Consider the following 18,479-nt stretch of genomic DNA (forward strand, 5'->3'; position numbering starts at 1 on the left):
AGAACGCAGGGACAGCCCCTGCGTCAGTACGCTGGCACACCACGCCCGCCGCGCAACTGCCGCGCGCGAATCGATCAGTTCATGTGGAGTAAGCAGACGGCGGCGGCATCACTCCTCCACCGCGAAGCGGTTTAGTTCAACAGGAGATAGAGGATGAGGCTCTGAGATAGTGGCAGCGGTACTCATCACCACCGAGCCGCTGCCCCAATGGAAAAGGCCCGTATAGGCTTCTCTAGTCTTGGCGGACAGAGCCTATACGGGCCGGAGTGGTGCTAACTCAACGGGGGAGACAGATCTCCTGTACCCGTCTTTTTGCTACCTAACTACGGAGCCAATAGTAGCATGGCAGACTATCAAATTAGCTGCATTAACAAAGCGAATCGCCACAGCCCTCATGAACGCATCCAGAACGTCGGGGGAGTAAACGGCGGCCAACGTTGGAAGATCAGTCAGCAGGACGCCATTTGGAACATTGAAACCCAAGGGCACACCTTCTGGACATCTGTGAATGGCCATCGGGCAAATGTGATTGTTGCCAGCCACAACGGCAACAAATATATAAAAACTGAGAACGACGGCGATCAGCCGAACAAGCTTCTCAGCTTGCCCGAGTGTCCTTAGACTCCTAGAGCGATCAGGTCGCGCGCGCAGGCGCGCGACCGTGCCCCGCGCAAGCTGCACGCAACAGCATCTCTTGCTCAGACCAAGTCCTGATGCTCCGCCCGCTTCAGTGCGCCCCACTCCTCTCAATAAACTCCACCGTAGCCTCCGCACACCCATCCGCATCCGTCAACGCGACGTGATACGAATCCCCCGGCAGCACCAAGAGCTGTGAATTGGGAATCCGCTCCTGCCACGCCCGGTTTTCCTCGATCGAAGCGAGCCCGCTGCCTTCGGTCGTGATGACGAGCGTGGGGCAGCGGATGTTCGCCACCTCGTCGCTGATGTCGGCATAGTTGATCGGCTGGAACCCGATCAACGTCGAACCCGACGCCTGCGACATGAAGTCGATCCAGTACTGAACCGCTTCCGGCGGAAACTTCGAGCCCAGGCGCAGGCCCATCGTGCGCTGCACCCAGTCCCTGGTGCCGCGCGTTTTGAACTCTTCCTGAAGCTTGGGTATGACGTCGCCGCCGGGACGCGCGGCCGCGGGCGTGCCGGCGACCGTCAGCGTCAACACTCGATCCGGATGACGCGCGGCAAAGACGCGAGCCAAAGTGCCGCCCCACTTCGCCGAGACGAGATGGAAACGCTCGATGCCGAGCTCGTCCATGAGGCGGAGGTGATCGTCGATCAGCACGTCGAAGGTCCACGGGAAATCGGCCGGCATCGGCGACGACTGGCCGAAGCCGCGGCGGTCCGGCCGCACCACGCGATAGCGGCGCGCGAAGTGCGGCACCCACGCATACCACGCGAGCGAGCTCTCGGCGTTTCCGTGCAGCATGAGAACCGTCTCGGGCTCCGTCCACGGGTCGGTGTAGTCGTCGACCTCGTAGTGCATGTCCATATCGGGGAGCTTGAGCTTGGGCATGATCGATCTTTCTTCAGAGTAAACCGGGGTCAGACCCCGATGAAGCCGGGGTCTGACCCCGTCAGTCACGTCATTCGGTTTTCGCGCCGGAGAGCTTGACGACTTTCGCCCACTTCGCCATCTCGCTGCGCACGAACGCATCGAACTCGCGCGGCGAGTTGCCGCCGAGCTCGGCGCCTTCGCGCAGGAGCCGCTCGCGAATATCGGGCAGCGATAACGCACGGACGATCTCGCTATGGAGGCGCGCGACGGCCTCCGGTGGGGTGCCGGCCGGAACGAACGCGCCGTACCAGCCGGTCACGTCGAAGCCTTTCACCGCCGACTCGGAGACCGTCGGCACGTCGGGCAGGGCCGGCGATCGTCGCAACCCGCTGACCGCGATCGCCCGCAGCTTGCCCGCTTTGATGTGCGGCAGCGCCGAAGCGACGCCGAGAAACTGCAGTTGCACCTGGCCGGTGACGAGATCGGTCATCGCCTGGCCGCCCGTTTTGTAGGGGACGTGCAGCAGCTTGACGCCGGCCATCGATGCGAACAGCTCACCGGACAGATGCCCCATGCTGCCGCTGCCCATCGACACATAAGCGAGCTCGCGAGGCTTTGCACGCGCGAGCGCGATGAGCTCCTTCGGGTTGGCGGCCGGCAGCGACTGTGGAACGACGAGCGCGTAAGGCTGCTGTGCGACGAGCGTCACCGGCGCGAAGTCCCGCAGCGGATCGTAGGCGAGCTTCCTATAGAGCGCGGGATTGATCGCGATGTTCGCGGTGAGCCCCATCATCAGCGTGTAGCCGTCGGGCGGCGCTTTCGCGGCGACCTCGGTGCCGATGACGCCGCCCGAGCCCGGACGGTTCTCGACGACCACCTGCTGGCCCATGGATTCGCTCATCTTCTGCGCGAGCGGGCGCGCGAAGACGTCGGCGGAGCCACCGGGGGTGAAAGGGACGATCCAGCGGATGGGGCGGGACGGGTAGGTCGTCTGCGCATGCGCGGGGGTCAGCAAAGCGAAGACGGCCGCAACGGCAAAGAGCGACTTCACGGCGCGGACGCTCCGGGATTGTTCGTCCTTCGACTTCGCTTCGCTACGCTCAGGACGAACGGGGCGCTCCTCGCAATGACGTCGGCGGCGAACGCGTCGGTGAATTCGTGAACGGGCATGCGCAACAGCCGCTCGTGATCGAACGCGAGCGCGGCGATGCGCTGCTGCTGTGCGCCGTCGAAGCGCAGCGCGAGCGCGGTGCGGAACTTCGCCTCGATCATGGCGAGTCCTTCGCTGCGGCGGCTGAAGTGTCCGGCGGGATACTCGAGCTCGCACCGCTCGGTACGGCCGTCCCTGAAACGCACCTCGACGGCGGCCGGATTGGCGCGGCGCTCGGGATCGTCGAAGCGCGCCGTGTAGTGCGGATTCTCCGATGCGGTTATCCGGCCGCGCAGCGTGTCGATGCGCGGGTCGGCCGCCGCCTCGTCCTCGTAGTCGTGCGCGCTTAAGGCTCCCTTGAGCAGCGCCACGGCGACCGAGTACTGCATGCAGTGATCGCGATCGGCGGGATTGCGCAAAGGCCCGGTCTTGCTGATCTTCGCCATCGGCTCGCGGTGCGTCTCGATCGCGATCGAAGCGATATCGTCCAGCCGGTCCTTCACCTTCGGATGCAGCGCGATCGCGCACTCCACCTGCGACTGCACGTGCACGACCGCCGGATAGAACTTGTACTGCACGCCCTGGATGACGCGGTCGCTCACCGGTCCGAGCTGGAGCGCCTTGCCGTCGAGGAAATGCCTGTTGAAGCCCCATACCGGATGCGACAGCACCTGCGGGTAACCCGGCTCGCCCGCGACGGCCATCATGGCGAAGCGCATCGCGTCGGCGGTGGCGTCGGCGCCGGCCCAGCCCTTGCGCGGGCCGGTGTTGGAGCCGAAGCGGTGCACGCACAGGCTGGGCTCGAAGAAAGCGAGCGACACCGCGTTGGCGACCTGCGTGCGATCGCCATCGAGCAGCTGCGCGAGCACCGCGGCGCACGCGAGCTTGGTGAGGAACACGTTGTCGATGCCGAACGTGGTGATCGGCATGTGCGCACCGAGGCCGCCCTGGAGCTCGTGCGCCTTGGCGATCGCTTGAAGCGCGTCGAGCATCGTGACCGGCTTGCCCGAACGCGACAGCCAGTCGCACAGCGCGAGGATGGACCCGATGTCATCGGACGGATGGGTGGTCTGCTTCGAGGTCCACGTATCGCTGAGATCGAGCCAGCGGATCGCGGTGGCGATGTCGAAGCCGGCCTTGACCGGGTCGAGCATCCACGACGTCCCTGGCACGCGTGCACCTGTAGCGACCACGGCGCCCGGCACCACCGGCCCGAGCAGGCGCGTGCACTCGGGATGCTCCAGCGCTTCCAGCGCGCACGCGAGACTGTCGAGCAGGCAGTGGCGCGCCGCGTTCAGCGCCGCGTCGTTTTCGACTGTGTAGCCCGCGGCGTAGTCCGCGATCTCCAGCAGCAGTGGGTCGTAGGTAAGGACGCTCGACTTCACGCTCAGCCGCCCGTGATACCCGTGGCAGCGATGACTTTGCCCCACTTGTCATGATCGCTGCGGATCAGCCTGACGAAGTCCTCGCGCGACATCGGCGCAGGCTCGGCGCCCTCGTGCGCCAGGCGCTCCCTCACGTCGGGCTCTTTCAGCACCACGTTGATCTGCCTGTTCAGGAGGTCGCTCACGTTCGAAGGCAGCTTCGCCGGCCCCACGATGCCGTACCACGAGCTCGCGCTGAACTTCGGGAAGCCCGACTCGGCGACCGTCGGCACGTCGGGAAGCGCCTCCGAGCGTTTGCTGCCGGTCGTCGCCACCACCACCAGCCTGCCCGACTTGATATGGCTCATCACCGCCGGGATCGGGCTGAACATCATCTCCACGCGCCCGCCGACGAGGTCGGTGATGGCCTGCGCGCCGCCCTTGTAAGGAACGTGCGTCATCTCGGTCGCAGTGGCGGTCTTGAACAGCTCGCCCACCAGGTGCGAGCCCGAGCCGTTGCCGGACGACACGAAGTTGAGCTTGCGCGGCTCGGCCTTGGCCAGGGCGACCAGCGCCTTGACGCTGCGCGCCTTCACGCCCGGATTGATCACGAGGATGTACGAGTACTGCGCGAGCCGCGCGAGCGGCGTGAAGTCCGCGATCGGGTCGTAGCTCAGCGTAGGCTTCAACAGCTTCTGGATCGGATGGCTGCTCGACATGACGAGGATGGTGTAGCCGTCGGCCGCGGCGCGCGACACGAACTCCGCCGCCACGTTGCCGCCGGCGCCGGGCTTGTTGTCGACGACGATCGACTGCGACAAACGCTCGGACAGCTTCGGGCTGACGGTGCGCGCCAGCAGGTCGTTGCCGCCGCCGGGCGGAAAGCCGACCACCAAACGTATCGGCTTGTTGGGGTAATTCTGAGCGTGCGCCACGAGCGACGCGGTTGCCAGGGCGATGCACACCAGGCTGTGCTTCATGAGGTCTCCTCTGTCGTTATTATTCGAAGCGGTGTCGGATTTGTTTACAGCCGCCTCGGGCAGGCTGCCGAGAATCACGACACAGCAACGACTTACAAACTGGCCCACTTCCTGCTCTGCACGGCCGCATAACTCTAACCGAGGAGGATCGTCATGCGGCCGCTATTTGGAACACTTCGTGTTGCACTCGCCCCACTTCTATTCGCCGCCGCGTCTGCGCCGGCCTGGGCGGTGCCTACGAACATCACCGGAACCTACGAGACTTTCGGCAACGCGACGCCGACCGGCGTCGGCCCGGGTCCCTGGACGCTGACCTCGACACCCTCGACTTTCAGCGGCGTGTTCCTCAATCCCGATCAGACATTCACGTTTGCGCAACTCACGAGCTTTAGCGCGACGTTCTCCAGCCTGTCCGGCGGCAGCGGCGGCGGGTCGCCGCGACTCTTCGTCGAGATCGATACCGACAACAACCGATCGACCTATAACGGGGCGGTGCAGATCCTTCTGGGCAACTCGCCGAGCTTCGCCGATTCCGACGCCGCTCTGAACGCATACAGCAACGTCAATCTGATCGGCAACAACGATCCGGGTCGATACGACCTCAGCCAGCTCGGCGGCAGCGCTACCACCGATTATGCGGCCGCGTTGGCGCTGGTCGGCGGCATTCAGGTGCAGGGCTTCGATTTCGTCACCGACACGTTCACGCCGCTCGCGGATCGCAGCCTTACTTTGACCTCGCTCAATGCCGTGGCGGACATCGCGGCAGTGCCCGAGCCCGGCTCGCTCGCGCTCATCGGCGCGGCGCTGGGAGCTCTGGGCCTGAGCCGCAGACGCAGGAAGAGCTAGAGCGACATTGCGAGCTTCGCGGCGGCTTCGGCCGCCGTTTTTGTTTGGGCGAACGCTCGTCACTGCGCCGACACGATCACTTCGTCACCGGCCGGTTTCAGCACCGTCCTGAAGCGGTCCGAATACTTCTGGATCTCCGCCAGCGCCGCGGCCTCTTCCGAGATCGGCCGGAAGGTGATCTCGCCGTCGTCGGCCTGGCGCACCAGCATGAAGGCGATGCGCGCGACCTGATTCTTGTCGTCGAAGCTCACCTTGGGCATCACGCCCACCCATCCGCGCAGGAAGCGCTTGTTGCTCTTGATGAAGCAGAAGCTGGAGAGGCCGTAGAAGACGGGCTTGCCCTTGTAGATCTCGATGCCCAGCGGATAGTGCTCGGCGTGCGCCATCACCACGTCGGCGCCGCAGTCGATCGCGGCGTGCGCGATCTCGCTCTGGAAGTCGAGGATGTCGCCCTTGTGGCCCATGTGATGCGAGGACACCACGATGTCCGACTGCGCCTTGAGGTCCTTCACGTCCTGCTGGAATTCCTCCATGTACTTGCGATCGACCCACGTGAGGATGCGCGGCGGCAGTCCGGGACGGTTCGGCGGCAGCGTGCCGTCCTTGTAATACACCGGCTCGTACGCGGTGTGCACCTTGATCGTGGCGACGCCGGGGCTCGCTTCGGTCGCTTCGTGATGGTTCGGCCAGTACTGGCAGGTGCGCTGGAGGAAACCGAAGCGCTTGCCGTTGCGGGTAACGACGGCGGGCTTGCGTGCCTCGGTTTTGTTGCGGCCGGCGCCGACGTGCGGGATGCCCAGCTTGTCGAGTGTTGCAGTCGTCGACGTGATGGCCCTGTGTCCATAGGTCTGGTTGTTGGCGTTGCCGACGCAGTGAAAGCCCGCGTGCAGCAGCGCCCGCCCCGTTTGAGTGGGCGCCCAGAAGCCGTCGTAGCCCGACTGGAGGTCGGGCATCATCGGTCCGCGCGGCACCTCAGGGTCGTACAGACAGCATTCGAGATTGCCGAAGACGCAGTCGGCTTTGGCGAGGGTGTCGCGGACTTTTCTGAAGGGTACTTCTACGTCTTCGACGCCGAGGAGATTGACGTCTCCGGTCAGCATGATGGTTGATCCTGCCATTGGTGCTCCGAGCAAAAGTCAAAATGGATTCCGGATCGCATCCTGGCGGATGCGTCCGGAATGACGAACCTTTAATCCACCACGGCGAAGGTCCAGACCGAGCCGCCGGAAGGCACGTCGGGCGCGGCGCGGCGGCCGCGGGCGTCGCCGGCAACTCCTGAAAGCACGCTCACGTACTGCCTGCCTTTGTAGGTGTACGTGATCGGCGGCGCGTTGATGCCCGAGCCGGTCTGGAACTGCCACAGCACCTTGCCCGACGCTTCGTCGATCGCGAGGAACTCGCCCGTCATCCGTCCCGTGAACACCAGGCCGCCGTCGGTCGCCAGCATTCCCGCCTGCGTCACGTGATCGCCGAGCTTGATCTGCCACTTGCGCTTGCCGGTGAGCGGGTCCATCGCTTCGTGATAGCCCTCGGTGTCTTCGCCGATGCCGCGCTTGCGGGACGCGGCCGCGCCGGCGTAGCGCGCGCCGGGCTTGTACTCGACGTCGGAGTACTTGAGGTTCTGCGCGAGGTGGATGGTGTTGAGATACACCATCCCGGTCTTCGGATTGAACGCCATCGGCGCCCAGTTCTTCGTGCCCGAGAACGGCCACAGCTCGACGTCCTCACCGGCTTCGAGGCGCTTGCGGACCTCGGTCTCGACCGGGCGGCCGGTCTTCATGTCGATGTGCGTCGCCCAGTTCACCTTGCCGAAGGGATACGCGCGCAAAAGCTTCCCGTTCGTGCGGTCGATGACGTAGAAGAAGCCGTTGCGGTCAGCGTGCATCAGCACCTTCTTCATCTCGCCGTCGACGCGCACGTCGGCGAGCACGTTCTCGTTCACGCCGTCGAAGTCGTACGAGTCGTTCGGCGTGAACTGGTAGTGCCACGCGATCTCGCCGGTCTTCGGCCGCACCGCGATCACGCTCGCGCTGTAGAGGCTGTCGCCCTTGCGGTACTTCGGGTTCCACGGGCCCGCGTTGCCGGTGCCCCAGTAGGTCAAGTCGAGCTGGGGATCGTACGAACCGGTGATCCACGTCGTGCCGCCGCCGCGCTTGTACGCTTCACCGTCCTGCGGCCAGGTCTCGTAGCCTTTCTCGCCGGGGCCGGGAATGGTGTAGCGGCGCCACAGCTTCTTGCCGGTCTCGGGGTCCCACGCGTCGAGGAAGCCGCGCACGCCGAACTCCGCGCCCGACATGCCGGTGATCAGCACGCCGTTCGCGACGAGCGGCGCGACGATGCCCGAATGCCCTTCCTTCCACTCGGCGAACTTCTGCTTCCACACTTCCTTGCCGGTCTTCATGTCGAGCGCGACGACGTGCGCGTCGAGCGTGGTGCGGAAGAGCTTGCCGTTGTAGATCGCGGGTCCCTTGTTCGAGACGCCGCAGCACACCACGCGCGGCGTCTCGGGGTCGTACGAGACCGCCGTGCGCCAGATCTGCTTGCCGGTGCCGAGGTCGATCGCGAACGTCCATGCGGCGTTGGTCACGTACATCACGCCGTTGTAGACCAGCGGCTGCGCCTGCTCGCCGAGCAGGTTCGACAGCCCCGTGCTCCACACCGGCACCAGCTTCTTCACGTTCGACGTGTCGATCTGGCGCAGCGGGCTGTAGCGCTTCAGGTCGTAACCCATGCCGTACGTCGTGATGTTGTCGGGATTTTTGCCGTCGTTCAGAAGCTCGTCGGCGGTTTGCGCCCACGTGACGTTCGACCACGTGAGCGCCACCGCCGCAGCGATGGCGGTCATCGATGCTTTCATGTTGGACTGCCCCCCCTTTTGTGGAACACTCATGGTATCCCAACGCGCAGGCGAATTCGGCCCGCAGCGTCCATATCCTGAACACAACAAATTCGCAGCTACACCGGAGGACATCATGGAGATTCGCCGACTCGGCGAGCAGATCGGCGCGGAGATCACGGGTGTGGACGTCCGGAAGCTGGACGACGCCGGCTTCGATCGCATCTACCGCGCGTGGCTCGACTACAACGTGGTGTGCGTGCGCGGCCAGACGCTGACCGAGGACGAGTTTCTCGCCTACAGCAAGCGCTTCGGTCCGCTCCAGGCGCATCCGTCGAAGAACACGCGCCATCCGGATTACGCCGAGATCACGCTGCTCGGCGCGAACAAGTTCGACGTCGACGGCAAGCTCAACACCACGATCTACAAGCGCGGCTCGATCGGCTTCCACACCGACGGCGCCTACAACCCCGAGCCGTTCAAGGCGACGCAGCTCTACGCGCTCGCGATCCCGAGCCGCGGCGGCGATACGCTCTTCGCCAGCGCTTACGCCGCCTACGACGCGCTGCCCGATCGGCTCAAGGAGCGGCTGAAAGGCCGCTATGGCGTTTATGTCTACGGCGGCCGGCGGCCGCCATCGCCGCTGCTGAGCGCCGAGGACCACAAGAAGAAGATTCCCGCATTCCACGCCCTCTTCCGCACGCATCCCGAGACGGGTCGCACCTCGCTCTACTTCGACCCGGTGAAGATCCTGCGCATCGAAGGGCTGGAGAAAGAGGAAAGCGACGCGATCATCGACGAGCTCACCGCGATGATGGTGCAGCCCCACGCCGACTACCGCCACAAGTGGTCCAAGGGCGACATCGTCATCTGGGACAACCGCTGCTCGTTCCACAAGGCGACCGGCGACTATCCGCCGGAAGAAGACCGCATCCACTGGCGCGTCTCGATCAACCCGCATCCGATCGGACGCTTCCAGCCGGCTGCGGCGTGATGCGGATCGCTCTCGCTGTAACCACACTGCTCGCCTCGTTCGCCGTAACGGCACAGACGTTCCCGCGCGCCGGCGGCGACCGGCCGCTGCGCATCATCGTCACCACCGCGCCCGGCAGCGGGATCGACCAGGTCACGCGCCCGATCGCCGAAGCGCTGAGCCAGCGGCTCAACCGCCCGGTGGTCGTCGACAACCGCGCGGGCGGCAACGGCGTGATCGGCGCGAACGTCGCGGCGGGGACGGGCGACGACGGCACGACGCTGCTCAGCACCAGCAACTCGTTCATCATCAACGGCGTGCTCAAGCGCTTCGCGTTCGACGTACGCAAGACCTTCGCGCCCGTCGTGCAGGTCTCGTCGCAGTACTACCTGCTGCTGTGCCCGGTGTCGCTGCCGGTGTCGACGTTCGCAGAGCTCGTCGAGCACGCGCGCAGGAATCCCGGCAAGGTGAGCTTCGGCTCGGCCGGCATCGGCTCGGTCGGTCATCTCGGCATGGAGATCATTCGCGCGAAGACGCGCATCGACCTCACGCACGTGCCGTACAAGAGCAACGCGCTGGCGGGACTCGATCTCGCCGCGGGCCGCATCCAGCTCCTCTTCAGCAACATCGCGGGTGCGCAGATGGCGAGGAGCGGCAAGGCGAAGTTGATCGCGGTGACGAGCCCGCGCCGCCTGGCGGCGCATCCCAACGTCGCGACCATCGCCGAGTCGGGCATCTCCGGTTTCGAGCTCAGCAACACCTACACGATCTACGCGTCGGGCAAGGCGCCGGCGTCGGCGGTCGCGGCGCTGAATCGCGAGCTCGCGCAGATCCTGTCGGCGCCGGAGCTGAAAGAGCGCTTCGCCGCGGACATGTCCGAGGTGTCGCCGCCGCACACGCCCGTCGAGCTGCGGAAGCTGCTCGTCGCCGAGTTCGAGAAGTGGGACGCGGTCGTGAAAACAGCGAACCTGGGCGCGGCGGCGCTGTACTGACCCTCGAACCGCGTAGTATCGCGTCCTTCGATTCGCTTCCGGACCCATCAGTGACGGTTTACGTCGATCCACTCATGAATCACGGCTGGGTGCTGCACGGCCGCTCCACGCCGAACTGCCACATGTTCACCGACGGCCCCCTGGAAGAGCTGCACGCGGTCGCAGACCTGATCGGGCTGAGGCTCGCATGGTTTCAGGATAAGCGCGTCCCTCACTACGACCTCACCCCGTCGGACCGCGCCGCAGCGATCGCCGCCGGCGCCGTGGAAGTCGACCGGCGGCGCGCGGTGCAGATCTGGCGCGCGGCGCGGCGCGCCGCCGCTATGCTGGTCGATCTGCACAAGGACTAGAGACCGATGACCCTCGCCTACTGGATGGTGCTCGCGGCGGCGCTGCTGCCGTATCTCGGGACGGGCTACGCCAAATTCGCCGAAGGCGGCAGGCGGACTTACGACAACCACGCGCCGCGCGCGCAGCTCGAGACATTGCCGCCGCAGCGCCGGCGCGCGCACTGGGCGCAGCTCAACGGCTTCGAAGCGTTCCCCGCGTTCGCGGCGGCGGTGATCGTCGCGCACCTGGCGGGGGCGCCGCAGGCGCGCATCGACCTGCTCGCGTGCGTCTTCGTCGCAGCGCGGGTGATCTATACCTTCTGCTACATCTACGACAAGGCGACCGCGCGCTCGCTGGTGTGGGCGGTCGGCCTGGTGTGCGTGATCGGGCTGTTCGGCGCGGCCGCCCTGGCGTGACCATCGGGGGGCGTCGCCGATTCGCGCGTTACGTGCTCGGCGGAACAGCCGCGCTGTGCTCGGGCTGTTCCGCGTTCGATCTGGCGAACGCGTTCGTTCCGAGCGACACGCACGAGCGCACCGCCGGCATCCCCTACGGCACGCACGAACGGCATCGTCTCGACGTCTATCGTCCCGTTCAGCCGCACGACAAGGCGGCGGTCGTCGTTTTCTTCTATGGCGGCAACTGGAGCTCCGGCAATCGGGGCGGCTACCGCTTCGTCGGCGAGGCGCTCGCCTCGCACGGCATCACCGTGGTGATACCGGACTACCGCCTCTATCCCGAAGTGCGCTTCCCCGATTTTCTCGCGGACTGCGCGGCGGCGGTGCGCTGGACGACCGATCACGCAGGGCAGCGCGTTTTCCTGATGGGCATTCCGCGGGCGCTTACAACGCCGCGATGTTCGCGCTCGACGCGGAGTATCTGCGGGCCGAGCGTGTCGGACACCCGGCGATCAAAGGCTGGATCGGCCGCGCCGGTCCATACGATTTCCTGCCGCTCACCGGCGCGATCACGCGTGCGGTGTTCGGCTATCCCGACGTGGGCCACGTGCGCCTGCTGGGAGCGATGTCCACACCCCTGCGCGGAACGGCGCCGGTCGTGGAAGACGTCGTGAGATTTATTGGCGGGAGCTGATCATGCGGCCCACGGATCGATGACGGACACTTTGAGATCGGCGAAGTGCCTGACATTCCGCGTTGCCAGGCTCGCGCGCCTTGCGAGTGCGATGCCGCCGATCTGAGTGTCACGCATGTCGACGGGCCGCCCGCGTCGCCGTCGTTCGGCCGCGAGATTCGCCGCTTCGGTGGCAGACGCCGCGTCGAAATCCAGCACCCGATTCTGCAGATCTTCTTCGAGCAGCTGCGCAAACGCGGATTGCAGCGCCTGGCGCCGTCGGCCCACCGGCAGAATTGCAATCCCGAGACGCGTTTCGAATAGCGTAATGCTCGTGATCCACACCGACTCCGCCGGCTGCCGGTCCAGCCATGCGGTCACGACCGCGTCAGGCGAGCGCTGCATGAGAGCCGACAGCACGTTCGTGTCCAAGATGATCATTTGCCGAAGTCAGCCGGCCTGGGCTCCTCGCCGCGCAGTTCCGCCAGATCGCCGGTCAGTCCTGTTTTCGCAAAGCGCGACGCGATGCGAGAACCGAGCTTACCGACGTGCCTGCTCTGCTCCCTGACAGCGTTCCGGAGGATCTGCCGGATCTCTTCCTCCATGCTGCGCTTGTTGCGCTCCGCGCGACGTTTGAGGCGCGCCTTCACGTCCTCTTCCAGATCACGGACGATCACTTGAGCCATATGCCTCCCTTGACCCGTCTGATATCATGCTATCGACAGCGGACGCCCGAGGCAAGTTCCCTTCGGCCGCGACATCATCTAAGCTGCCGGAAACAGCCCCGAACCGGAGGAGCCATGACCGAGGTCGCCAACCGCATCACCATCAACCGCCTGCATCCGCTCTTCGTCGCCGAAGTCGTCGGCCTCGACTGCACCGCGCCGATCGCGCGCGAAGACTTCAGGACGATCTGGGAGGCGTTCAACGAGCATCAGGTGCTCGTCTTCCGCGGCCAGCGCTTCGACGACGAGTCGCAGATCGCGTTCAGCCGCCTCTTCGGCGATCTGGAGACGATGATCGCGCACCCCGGCAACGACTGGAATCCGGGACACATCTCGGTGATGACGAACCTCGGCAAGGACGGCGACTTCCTGCCGCTCGACCATCCGGCGATGATCCATCGCGCGCGCAACGAGGACTGGCACAGCGACAGCTCGTTCAAGCCGGTGGCCGCGCTCGCGTCGCTCCTGGCGTCGCGCATCGTGCCGCCGGTGGGCGGCAACACCGATTTCGCGAGCGGGCGTGCGGCTTATGCCGCGCTACCCGAGGAGCGCAAGGCGCAGCTCGAAGGCCTGGTCGCTCTGCACCGCATGACCCATCGCGACATGGAGAACGACAAGGGTTACAACGACGAAGACAAGAAGAAGCACGTCGTCACACATCCGCTGCTTCGCACCAACCCGGTCAACGGCCGCAAGGCGCTCTACGTGGGCTCACACGCGCAGGAAATCGTCGGCATGCCGGTCGAGGAAGGCGCGAGGCTGATCGAAGAGCTGACTGCGTTCGTCACCCAGCCGCAGTTCGTCTACAGCCACCACTGGCGCGACGGCGACGCGGTGATGTGGGACAACCGCTGCACGCTGCACCGCGCGACGACGTTCGACCGCACCAAGTACAAGCGCAAGCTGCACCGGACGACGATCGCCGGCAAGTCGCCGGATACGGCGTACGCTGTGATGCCCGGATAGAAAAAAGCGTTTTTAACCGCCAAGGACGCAAAGGACGCAAAGGTTTTTCAGCGGTCGGCACGTCCTCGTGCACGATGCTTTGCGGCAGTCGATCCCGCATAGCATTTGGTTTGGCTTTCCTTGGCGTCCTTTGCGTCCTTTGCGGTTCAATTGCTTTTCAGTCGGCCTTCGCACCGGTCTCGGCGATGACCTTCGTCCAGCGCCCGAGCTCGGACTTGATGTAAGCCCCGAACGCCTCCGGCGTGCTCGCGACGACCTCGCCGGCGTCGGCCGTGAGGCGCTCGTTGACGTCGGGCTGCCGCAGAATCTGCACCACGTCGGCGTGCACGCGCGAGACGATCTCTTTCGGCGTGCCCGCCGGCATCACCACGCCGTACCACACGGTCACGTCGTAACCCGGCACGCCGTCCTCGGCCATCGCCGGCACGTCGGGCAAGCCCTTGTAGCGCTTCGCGCTGGTGATCGCGAGCGCGCGCAGCTTGCCGCTTTTCACGTGCGGCAACGCCGCCGCGACGCTGGAGAGACCGATCGCGACCTCGCCGCCGATCAGCGCGATGAGCGCAGGACCGACGCCTTTGTACGGGACGTGCACCATGCGGATGCCGGCCGACTTCGCGAAAAGCTCCATCGGCAGATGCGTCTGCCCGCCGCTGCCGCCCGACGCATACGAGATCGCGTTCGGTTTCGCCTTCGCGATCGCGATCAATCCGCGCACGTTCTTCGCCGGCAGCGACGGATGCGCGACCAGCAGCATCGGCGTCGACACCACCTGCGTGATCGGCGCGAAGTCTTTCGACGGGTCGTAACCGACCTTCGGATAGAGTCCCGGCGCGACCGCGAGGTTGCTCGTCTGCGCGAGCGCGATCGTGTAGCCGTCCGGCGGCGACTTGGCGACGAGCGCAAGACCGATCGTCCCCGCCGCGCCCGGCCGGTTCTCGGCGACGACGGGCACCTTCCACGCCTCGGCGAGCCTGGTCGCGAGCATGCGCGAGATGAGATCGGTGCTGCCGCCGGGCGGCAGCGGGACGATCCAGCGGACGGTCTTGGACGGATAGGTCTGTCCCTGGGACGGCGTGACGATCACCGCCGCAAGCATCAGCATTGCGATTCGCAGCATCTTTTTGTCCTCCCCGTGTTTATTATGCGTCATGTACTTCGATCTCAAGCTCTGGGCACTGACCGCGGGACTGCGCGGCCGCATCGTGGTCGCGGCCGTGCTGGGTCTCCTCGCACTCGCCGCGGGCATCGCGCGCTTCGCGTTCCTCGGCTGGTTCCTCGCGCTGGTGTTTCGTTCGGCGCCTTCGAGCGAGCTCGCCGTGCCGTTCATGGGCGTCTTCGCGGCGATCTTGGTCAGGGCCGCGCTCGAGCACGCGAGAACGAAGCTCGCGCATCGCACCGCGGCGCGGGTGCAGGAGCGCCTGCGCGCGATGCTCTACGACAAGATCGTCGCGCTGGGACCGGGCTGGTTCGCCGCCGAGCGCACCGGCGGCGTCATGCTGTCGATCATCGACGGCGTCGAGCAGCTCCAGACGTTCTTCGGCCAGTACCTGCCGCAGCTCTTCATCTCGGCGTGCGCGCCGTTCGCGATCTTCGCCTTCATGATGTGGTGGGACGTGCCGGTGGCGAGCGTGATGCTCGCCGCGGCGATCGTCACGCTGCTGCTCCCGAGCTTTCTCCATAAACAGAACCAGCGCGCCGCGGTCGCGCGCCAGAAAGCGTTCAAGTCGTACGGCGAGGAGTTCCTCGACGCGATGCAGGGGCTGCCGACGCTCAAAGCGTTCGGACAGGCGAAGGCGTACGGCCGCATGCTCGGCGCGAAGGCGCGGTCGCTCTCCGACCAGACGCTGTGGGTGCTCGCCGCGAGCATCCTCACCCGCGGCGTCACCGACGTCGGCATGGCGGTCGGCGCGGCGGCGGCGCTGGTGCTCGGCGCGTACCGGGTCACCCACGGCGAGATGGGCATGGAAGCGCTGCTCGTCGTGCTGATGGCGGGCACCGAGATCTTCCGGCCGCTGCGCGACCTGCGCACGGTGCTGCACCAGGGCATGACGGGACAATCGGCGGCGGCAGGCATCCGCGCCTTGCTCGACGAGCCGGTCTCTGCCCCCTCCGGCGGCTCGACGCTTCCGGCGCAGCCCGAACGCGCGATCGCTTTCGACGAGGTTTCGTTCGCCTATCCCGGCGTGCGCGACGCGGCGCTCGACAAGCTCTCGTTCTCGGTTGCGCCCGGCGAGCGCGTGGGCGTCGTCGGCTCGAGCGGCGCGGGCAAGTCCTCCATCGTGCGATTGCTGCTGCGGCTCTACGATCCGCAAGGCGGCGCGGTGCGCATCGACGGCCGCGACTTGCGCGATATCGCCCCCGACGCGATCCGCCGCGACATCGCGGTCGTCGCACAGGACACCTATCTCTTCTACGGCACGATCGAGGACAACCTGCGCCTCGGGCGACCCGATGCGACGCGCGACGAGATCGAAGCCGCCGCGCGCACCGCGAACGCGCACGACTTCATCCTCGCGCTGCCCGACGGCTACGCGACGGTCATCGGCGAGCGCGGCACGCGCCTCTCGGGCGGGCAGCGCCAGCGCCTCGCCATCGCGCGCGCGGTGCTGCGCGATTCGCCGATCCTGATCCTCGACGAAGCGCTTTCCTCGGTCGACGCCGAGAACGAAGCGGTGATCCAGGAAGCGCTCGACCGCCTGATGCGCGGGCGCACCACGCTCATCCTCGCGCACCGCCTGTCGAGCGTGATCGGCGCCGACCGCATCCTCGTGCTCGAGCACGGGCGCGTCGTGGAGAGCGGGCGCCACGAAGAGCTCATGCGGCGCGACGGACCGTATCGTTTATTGATGGGCTCGCAGGCGGCCGCCGATCAGGACGTGATCGCGGAGCGCGCGATCGAGCCGGGCGCTTCCGCACCGGCAACCGAATCGCCCGAAGTGCGCGTCGGGCCCCGCCCGATCGACAGCGACGCGGCAAACGTCGGCTGGCGCGACACGCTGCTCACGCTGCTGCGCTTCATACGGCCGTGGCGCAGGCAGCTCGCGGTGACGATCGTGTCGGGCGTCGGCCGGGTGTCCGCCTTCATCGGCGTGGGCGTGCTCGGCGCGCTCGTGCTCGCGGCGGTGAAAGGCGGGGCGTGGCCGCAGTCACTGGTGATCGCCCTGCTCGTCGTCGCGCCGCTCGCGGGCCTCCTGCACTGGCTCGAATCGTGGCTCGCGCACGACATGGCGTATCGCCTGCTCGCCGAGATGCGCATCGACCTCTACGAAAAGCTCGAGGCGCTCGCGCCGGCGTACCTGCTGGAGCGCCGCTCGGGCGATCTGCTCGCGCTGTCGACGCAGGACGTCGAGACCGTCGAATATTTCTATGCGCACACGGTCGCGCCCGCGTTCGTCGCGGTGCTCGTGCCGGGCGCGGTGCTCGTATCGCTAGGCTTCACCGCGTGGCCGCTCGCGCTGGCGCTGCTGCCGTTCCTGCTCCACGCCGGTCTTTCGCCGTGGATCGGGCGCTCGCGCATCGATCGCATGGGATCGGAAGCGCGCGGCGCCTTGGGCGCGCTCGCCGCGCACGTGACCGAGACCATACAGGGGCTGTCCGAGCTGATCGCGTTCGAGGCGACGCAGCGCCGCCGCGAGGAGCTGATGACGCTGGTGCAGCGCTACCAGGAGAAGCGGCTGGCGCTCCTCTACGACCTTTCGCGTCAGAACGAGAAGCTCGAGCTCGCGACCGGATTCGGCGGGCTCGCGGTTGCCGGTCTCGGTGCGTATCTCGCCGCGAGCGGCGCGCTCGCGCCGGCCCTGCTGCCGCTGCTCATCCTGGTGTCGGTCGCGGCGTTCCTGCCGGTGTCCGAGATCGCGCAGGTCGGGCGGCAGCTCGCCGACACCATCGCCTCGACGCGCCGGCTCCATGTCGTCCATGCGGAGCCCGTGCGCATCGTCGACGGTCCGATCGAGCCGCCGGCGCGCGCGGGCGGGTCGTCGCTGCAGTTCGACGGCGTGCGATTCACCTATCCGCGGCGCACCGCGCCGGCGCTGTCGGGCGTTTCGTTCGACGTGCCCGCCGGTGCGACCGTCGCTTTGGTCGGCCCGTCCGGCGCGGGCAAGACGACGATCGCGAACCTGCTGCTGCGCTTCTGGGATCCCGAAGAAGGCGCGGTGCGCATCGGCGGCGCCGATCTGACGCAGCTCACGCTCGACGGGCTGCGCCGCCGCATCGCGCTGGTCGCGCAGGACACCTACCTCTTCAACGACACGCTGGAAGCGAACGTCAGGCTCGCGCGCCCCGAGGCGACACGCGAAGAGATCGGGCAGGCGCTGGAGCGCGCGGCGCTGTCCGATTTCGTCTCTACGCTGCCGGAGGGCTTACAGACGCGCGTCGGAGAGCGCGGCGTGCAGCTTTCGGGCGGACAACGCCAGCGCATCGCGATCGCGCGCGCGTTCCTCAAGGATGCGCCGATCCTCATCCTCGACGAGGCGACGTCCCACCTCGACACCCTGAGCGAAGCGCGCGTGCGCGCCGCGCTCGATGCGCTGATGGTCGACCGCACGACGCTCGTGATCGCGCATCGCCTGTCGACCATACGCGCGGCCGACCTCATCCTCGTGATGGACGCAGGGCGCGTGGTGGAAAGCGGCACCCACGCCGAGCTGCTCGCGCGCCGCGGCTTCTATGCGCGGCTCGTCGAGCGGCAGGTGACGAGCGTCCAGCGCAGCTACGCGCAGGAAATCTGACTC

Annotated in this window: 18 protein-coding genes and 1 pseudogene; 10 read left to right on the top strand and 9 right to left on the bottom strand. The window is 66.5% G+C overall.

The genetic code is table 11. From position 1 onward, the window contains the following. The first annotated feature begins 342 nt into the window (after positions 1-342). Entirely contained in the window at positions 343-621 is a 279-nt protein-coding gene (locus tag VHP37_20240; GenBank protein HEX2828696.1) for a DUF3892 domain-containing protein, read from the top strand. A gap of 106 nt (positions 622-727) precedes the next feature. On the opposite strand, the gene VHP37_20245 is transcribed toward VHP37_20240, so the two are convergent. The 4 genes from VHP37_20245 to VHP37_20260 all read right to left on the bottom strand — a co-directional run bounded on the left by VHP37_20245 (position 728) and on the right by VHP37_20260 (position 5,007). Continuing rightward, positions 728-1,531 carry an alpha/beta hydrolase gene (locus tag VHP37_20245; GenBank protein HEX2828697.1) on the bottom strand — a complete coding sequence of 268 codons (804 nt, stop codon included), beginning with the start codon at positions 1,529-1,531 and terminating at the stop codon, positions 728-730. A 70-nt stretch (positions 1,532-1,601) separates the two neighbouring features. Then, positions 1,602-2,564 carry a tripartite tricarboxylate transporter substrate binding protein gene (locus VHP37_20250; protein HEX2828698.1) on the bottom strand — a complete coding sequence of 321 codons (963 nt, stop codon included), beginning with the start codon at positions 2,562-2,564 and terminating at the stop codon, positions 1,602-1,604. Further along, positions 2,561-4,048 carry a 2-methylcitrate dehydratase gene (gene prpD, locus VHP37_20255; protein HEX2828699.1) on the bottom strand — a complete coding sequence of 496 codons (1,488 nt, stop codon included), beginning with the start codon at positions 4,046-4,048 and terminating at the stop codon, positions 2,561-2,563. Before prpD ends, VHP37_20250 begins: the two co-directional genes overlap by 4 nt. A gap of 2 nt (positions 4,049-4,050) precedes the next feature. After that, positions 4,051-5,007, bottom strand: coding sequence for a tripartite tricarboxylate transporter substrate binding protein (locus VHP37_20260; GenBank protein ID HEX2828700.1), 957 nt, complete (start codon positions 5,005-5,007; stop codon positions 4,051-4,053). A 231-nt stretch (positions 5,008-5,238) separates the two neighbouring features. Between VHP37_20260 and VHP37_20265 the strand changes: the two genes are divergently transcribed. Continuing rightward, positions 5,239-5,853 carry a PEP-CTERM sorting domain-containing protein gene (locus VHP37_20265; GenBank protein HEX2828701.1) on the top strand — a complete coding sequence of 205 codons (615 nt, stop codon included), beginning with the start codon at positions 5,239-5,241 and terminating at the stop codon, positions 5,851-5,853. A 59-nt stretch (positions 5,854-5,912) separates the two neighbouring features. Here the strand turns inward: VHP37_20265 and VHP37_20270 are convergent, their stop codons facing one another. Together VHP37_20270 and VHP37_20275 are read right to left on the bottom strand one after the other, a co-directional pair. Then, positions 5,913-6,971 (bottom strand): CapA family protein, encoded by a 1,059-nt coding sequence (locus tag VHP37_20270; GenBank protein HEX2828702.1) that lies wholly within the window; start codon positions 6,969-6,971, stop codon positions 5,913-5,915. A 71-nt stretch (positions 6,972-7,042) separates the two neighbouring features. Further along, positions 7,043-8,698: a PQQ-dependent dehydrogenase, methanol/ethanol family gene (locus VHP37_20275; protein HEX2828703.1), complete on the bottom strand. Its 1,656-nt coding sequence runs from the start codon at positions 8,696-8,698 to the stop codon at positions 7,043-7,045. Positions 8,699-8,825: 127 nt separating this feature from the next. Here VHP37_20275 and VHP37_20280 point away from each other — a divergent pair, with 127 nt between their 5' ends. The 6 genes and pseudogenes from VHP37_20280 to VHP37_20305 all read left to right on the top strand — a co-directional run bounded on the left by VHP37_20280 (position 8,826) and on the right by VHP37_20305 (position 12,076). Continuing rightward, the gene (locus tag VHP37_20280; protein ID HEX2828704.1) at positions 8,826-9,683 is read left to right on the top strand and encodes a TauD/TfdA family dioxygenase; all 858 of its coding nucleotides are present in this window, start codon (positions 8,826-8,828) and stop codon (positions 9,681-9,683) included. Further along, positions 9,683-10,654, top strand: a complete 972-nt coding sequence (locus tag VHP37_20285; GenBank protein ID HEX2828705.1) for a tripartite tricarboxylate transporter substrate-binding protein — start codon at positions 9,683-9,685, stop codon at positions 10,652-10,654. Before VHP37_20280 ends, VHP37_20285 begins: the two co-directional genes overlap by 1 nt. 50 nt (positions 10,655-10,704) lie before the next feature. Further along, the gene (locus VHP37_20290) at positions 10,705-11,004 is read left to right on the top strand and encodes a DUF4031 domain-containing protein (GenBank protein ID HEX2828706.1); all 300 of its coding nucleotides are present in this window, start codon (positions 10,705-10,707) and stop codon (positions 11,002-11,004) included. Between the two features lie 6 nt (positions 11,005-11,010). Further along, a complete protein-coding gene (locus VHP37_20295) occupies positions 11,011-11,400 on the top strand; it encodes an MAPEG family protein (GenBank protein HEX2828707.1) in 390 nt (129 codons plus the stop codon). A gap of 32 nt (positions 11,401-11,432) precedes the next feature. Further along, positions 11,433-11,753, top strand: a pseudogene (locus VHP37_20300) (alpha/beta hydrolase). An 86-nt stretch (positions 11,754-11,839) separates the two neighbouring features. Further along, positions 11,840-12,076, top strand: coding sequence for a hypothetical protein (locus VHP37_20305; GenBank protein HEX2828708.1), 237 nt, complete (start codon positions 11,840-11,842; stop codon positions 12,074-12,076). On the opposite strand, the gene VHP37_20310 is transcribed toward VHP37_20305, so the two are convergent. Both VHP37_20310 and VHP37_20315 read right to left on the bottom strand, forming a co-directional pair. Beyond that, on the bottom strand, positions 12,077-12,487 hold the full coding sequence (locus tag VHP37_20310) for a type II toxin-antitoxin system VapC family toxin (GenBank protein HEX2828709.1): 411 nt from the start codon (positions 12,485-12,487) through the stop codon (positions 12,077-12,079). Between the two features lie 5 nt (positions 12,488-12,492). Beyond that, a complete protein-coding gene (locus VHP37_20315) occupies positions 12,493-12,741 on the bottom strand; it encodes an Arc family DNA-binding protein (protein HEX2828710.1) in 249 nt (82 codons plus the stop codon). Between the two features lie 114 nt (positions 12,742-12,855). Here VHP37_20315 and VHP37_20320 point away from each other — a divergent pair, with 114 nt between their 5' ends. Then, a complete protein-coding gene (locus tag VHP37_20320; protein HEX2828711.1) occupies positions 12,856-13,746 on the top strand; it encodes a TauD/TfdA family dioxygenase in 891 nt (296 codons plus the stop codon). A gap of 157 nt (positions 13,747-13,903) precedes the next feature. On the opposite strand, the gene VHP37_20325 is transcribed toward VHP37_20320, so the two are convergent. Continuing rightward, positions 13,904-14,863, bottom strand: coding sequence for a tripartite tricarboxylate transporter substrate binding protein (locus tag VHP37_20325; GenBank protein HEX2828712.1), 960 nt, complete (start codon positions 14,861-14,863; stop codon positions 13,904-13,906). A gap of 31 nt (positions 14,864-14,894) precedes the next feature. On the opposite strand from VHP37_20325, the gene VHP37_20330 reads away from it, so the two are divergent. After that, entirely contained in the window at positions 14,895-18,476 is a 3,582-nt protein-coding gene (locus VHP37_20330) for an ABC transporter ATP-binding protein (GenBank protein ID HEX2828713.1), read from the top strand. Positions 18,477-18,479: the final 3 nt, after the last annotated feature.

The organism is Burkholderiales bacterium, assembly GCA_036262035.1.
GTDB lineage: Bacteria > Pseudomonadota > Gammaproteobacteria > Burkholderiales > SG8-41 > JAQGMV01.

Excerpts from the sequence above, each read along its gene's own strand:
- VHP37_20240 (HEX2828696.1), top strand. The coding sequence starts at position 343 with ATGGCAGACTATCAAATTAGCTGCATTAACAAAGCGAATCGCCACAGC.
- VHP37_20245 (HEX2828697.1), bottom strand. The coding sequence starts at position 1,531 with ATGCCCAAGCTCAAGCTCCCCGATATGGACATGCACTACGAGGTCGAC.
- VHP37_20260 (HEX2828700.1), bottom strand. The coding sequence starts at position 5,007 with ATGAAGCACAGCCTGGTGTGCATCGCCCTGGCAACCGCGTCGCTCGTG.
- VHP37_20270 (HEX2828702.1), bottom strand. The coding sequence starts at position 6,971 with ATGGCAGGATCAACCATCATGCTGACCGGAGACGTCAATCTCCTCGGC.
- VHP37_20275 (HEX2828703.1), bottom strand. The coding sequence starts at position 8,698 with ATGACCGCCATCGCTGCGGCGGTGGCGCTCACGTGGTCGAACGTCACG.
- VHP37_20280 (HEX2828704.1), top strand. The coding sequence starts at position 8,826 with ATGGAGATTCGCCGACTCGGCGAGCAGATCGGCGCGGAGATCACGGGT.
- VHP37_20285 (HEX2828705.1), top strand. The coding sequence starts at position 9,683 with ATGCGGATCGCTCTCGCTGTAACCACACTGCTCGCCTCGTTCGCCGTA.
- VHP37_20295 (HEX2828707.1), top strand. The coding sequence starts at position 11,011 with ATGACCCTCGCCTACTGGATGGTGCTCGCGGCGGCGCTGCTGCCGTAT.
- VHP37_20305 (HEX2828708.1), top strand. The coding sequence starts at position 11,840 with ATGTTCGCGCTCGACGCGGAGTATCTGCGGGCCGAGCGTGTCGGACAC.
- VHP37_20315 (HEX2828710.1), bottom strand. The coding sequence starts at position 12,741 with ATGGCTCAAGTGATCGTCCGTGATCTGGAAGAGGACGTGAAGGCGCGC.
- VHP37_20320 (HEX2828711.1), top strand. The coding sequence starts at position 12,856 with ATGACCGAGGTCGCCAACCGCATCACCATCAACCGCCTGCATCCGCTC.
- VHP37_20325 (HEX2828712.1), bottom strand. The coding sequence starts at position 14,863 with ATGCTGCGAATCGCAATGCTGATGCTTGCGGCGGTGATCGTCACGCCG.
- VHP37_20330 (HEX2828713.1), top strand. The coding sequence starts at position 14,895 with ATGTACTTCGATCTCAAGCTCTGGGCACTGACCGCGGGACTGCGCGGC.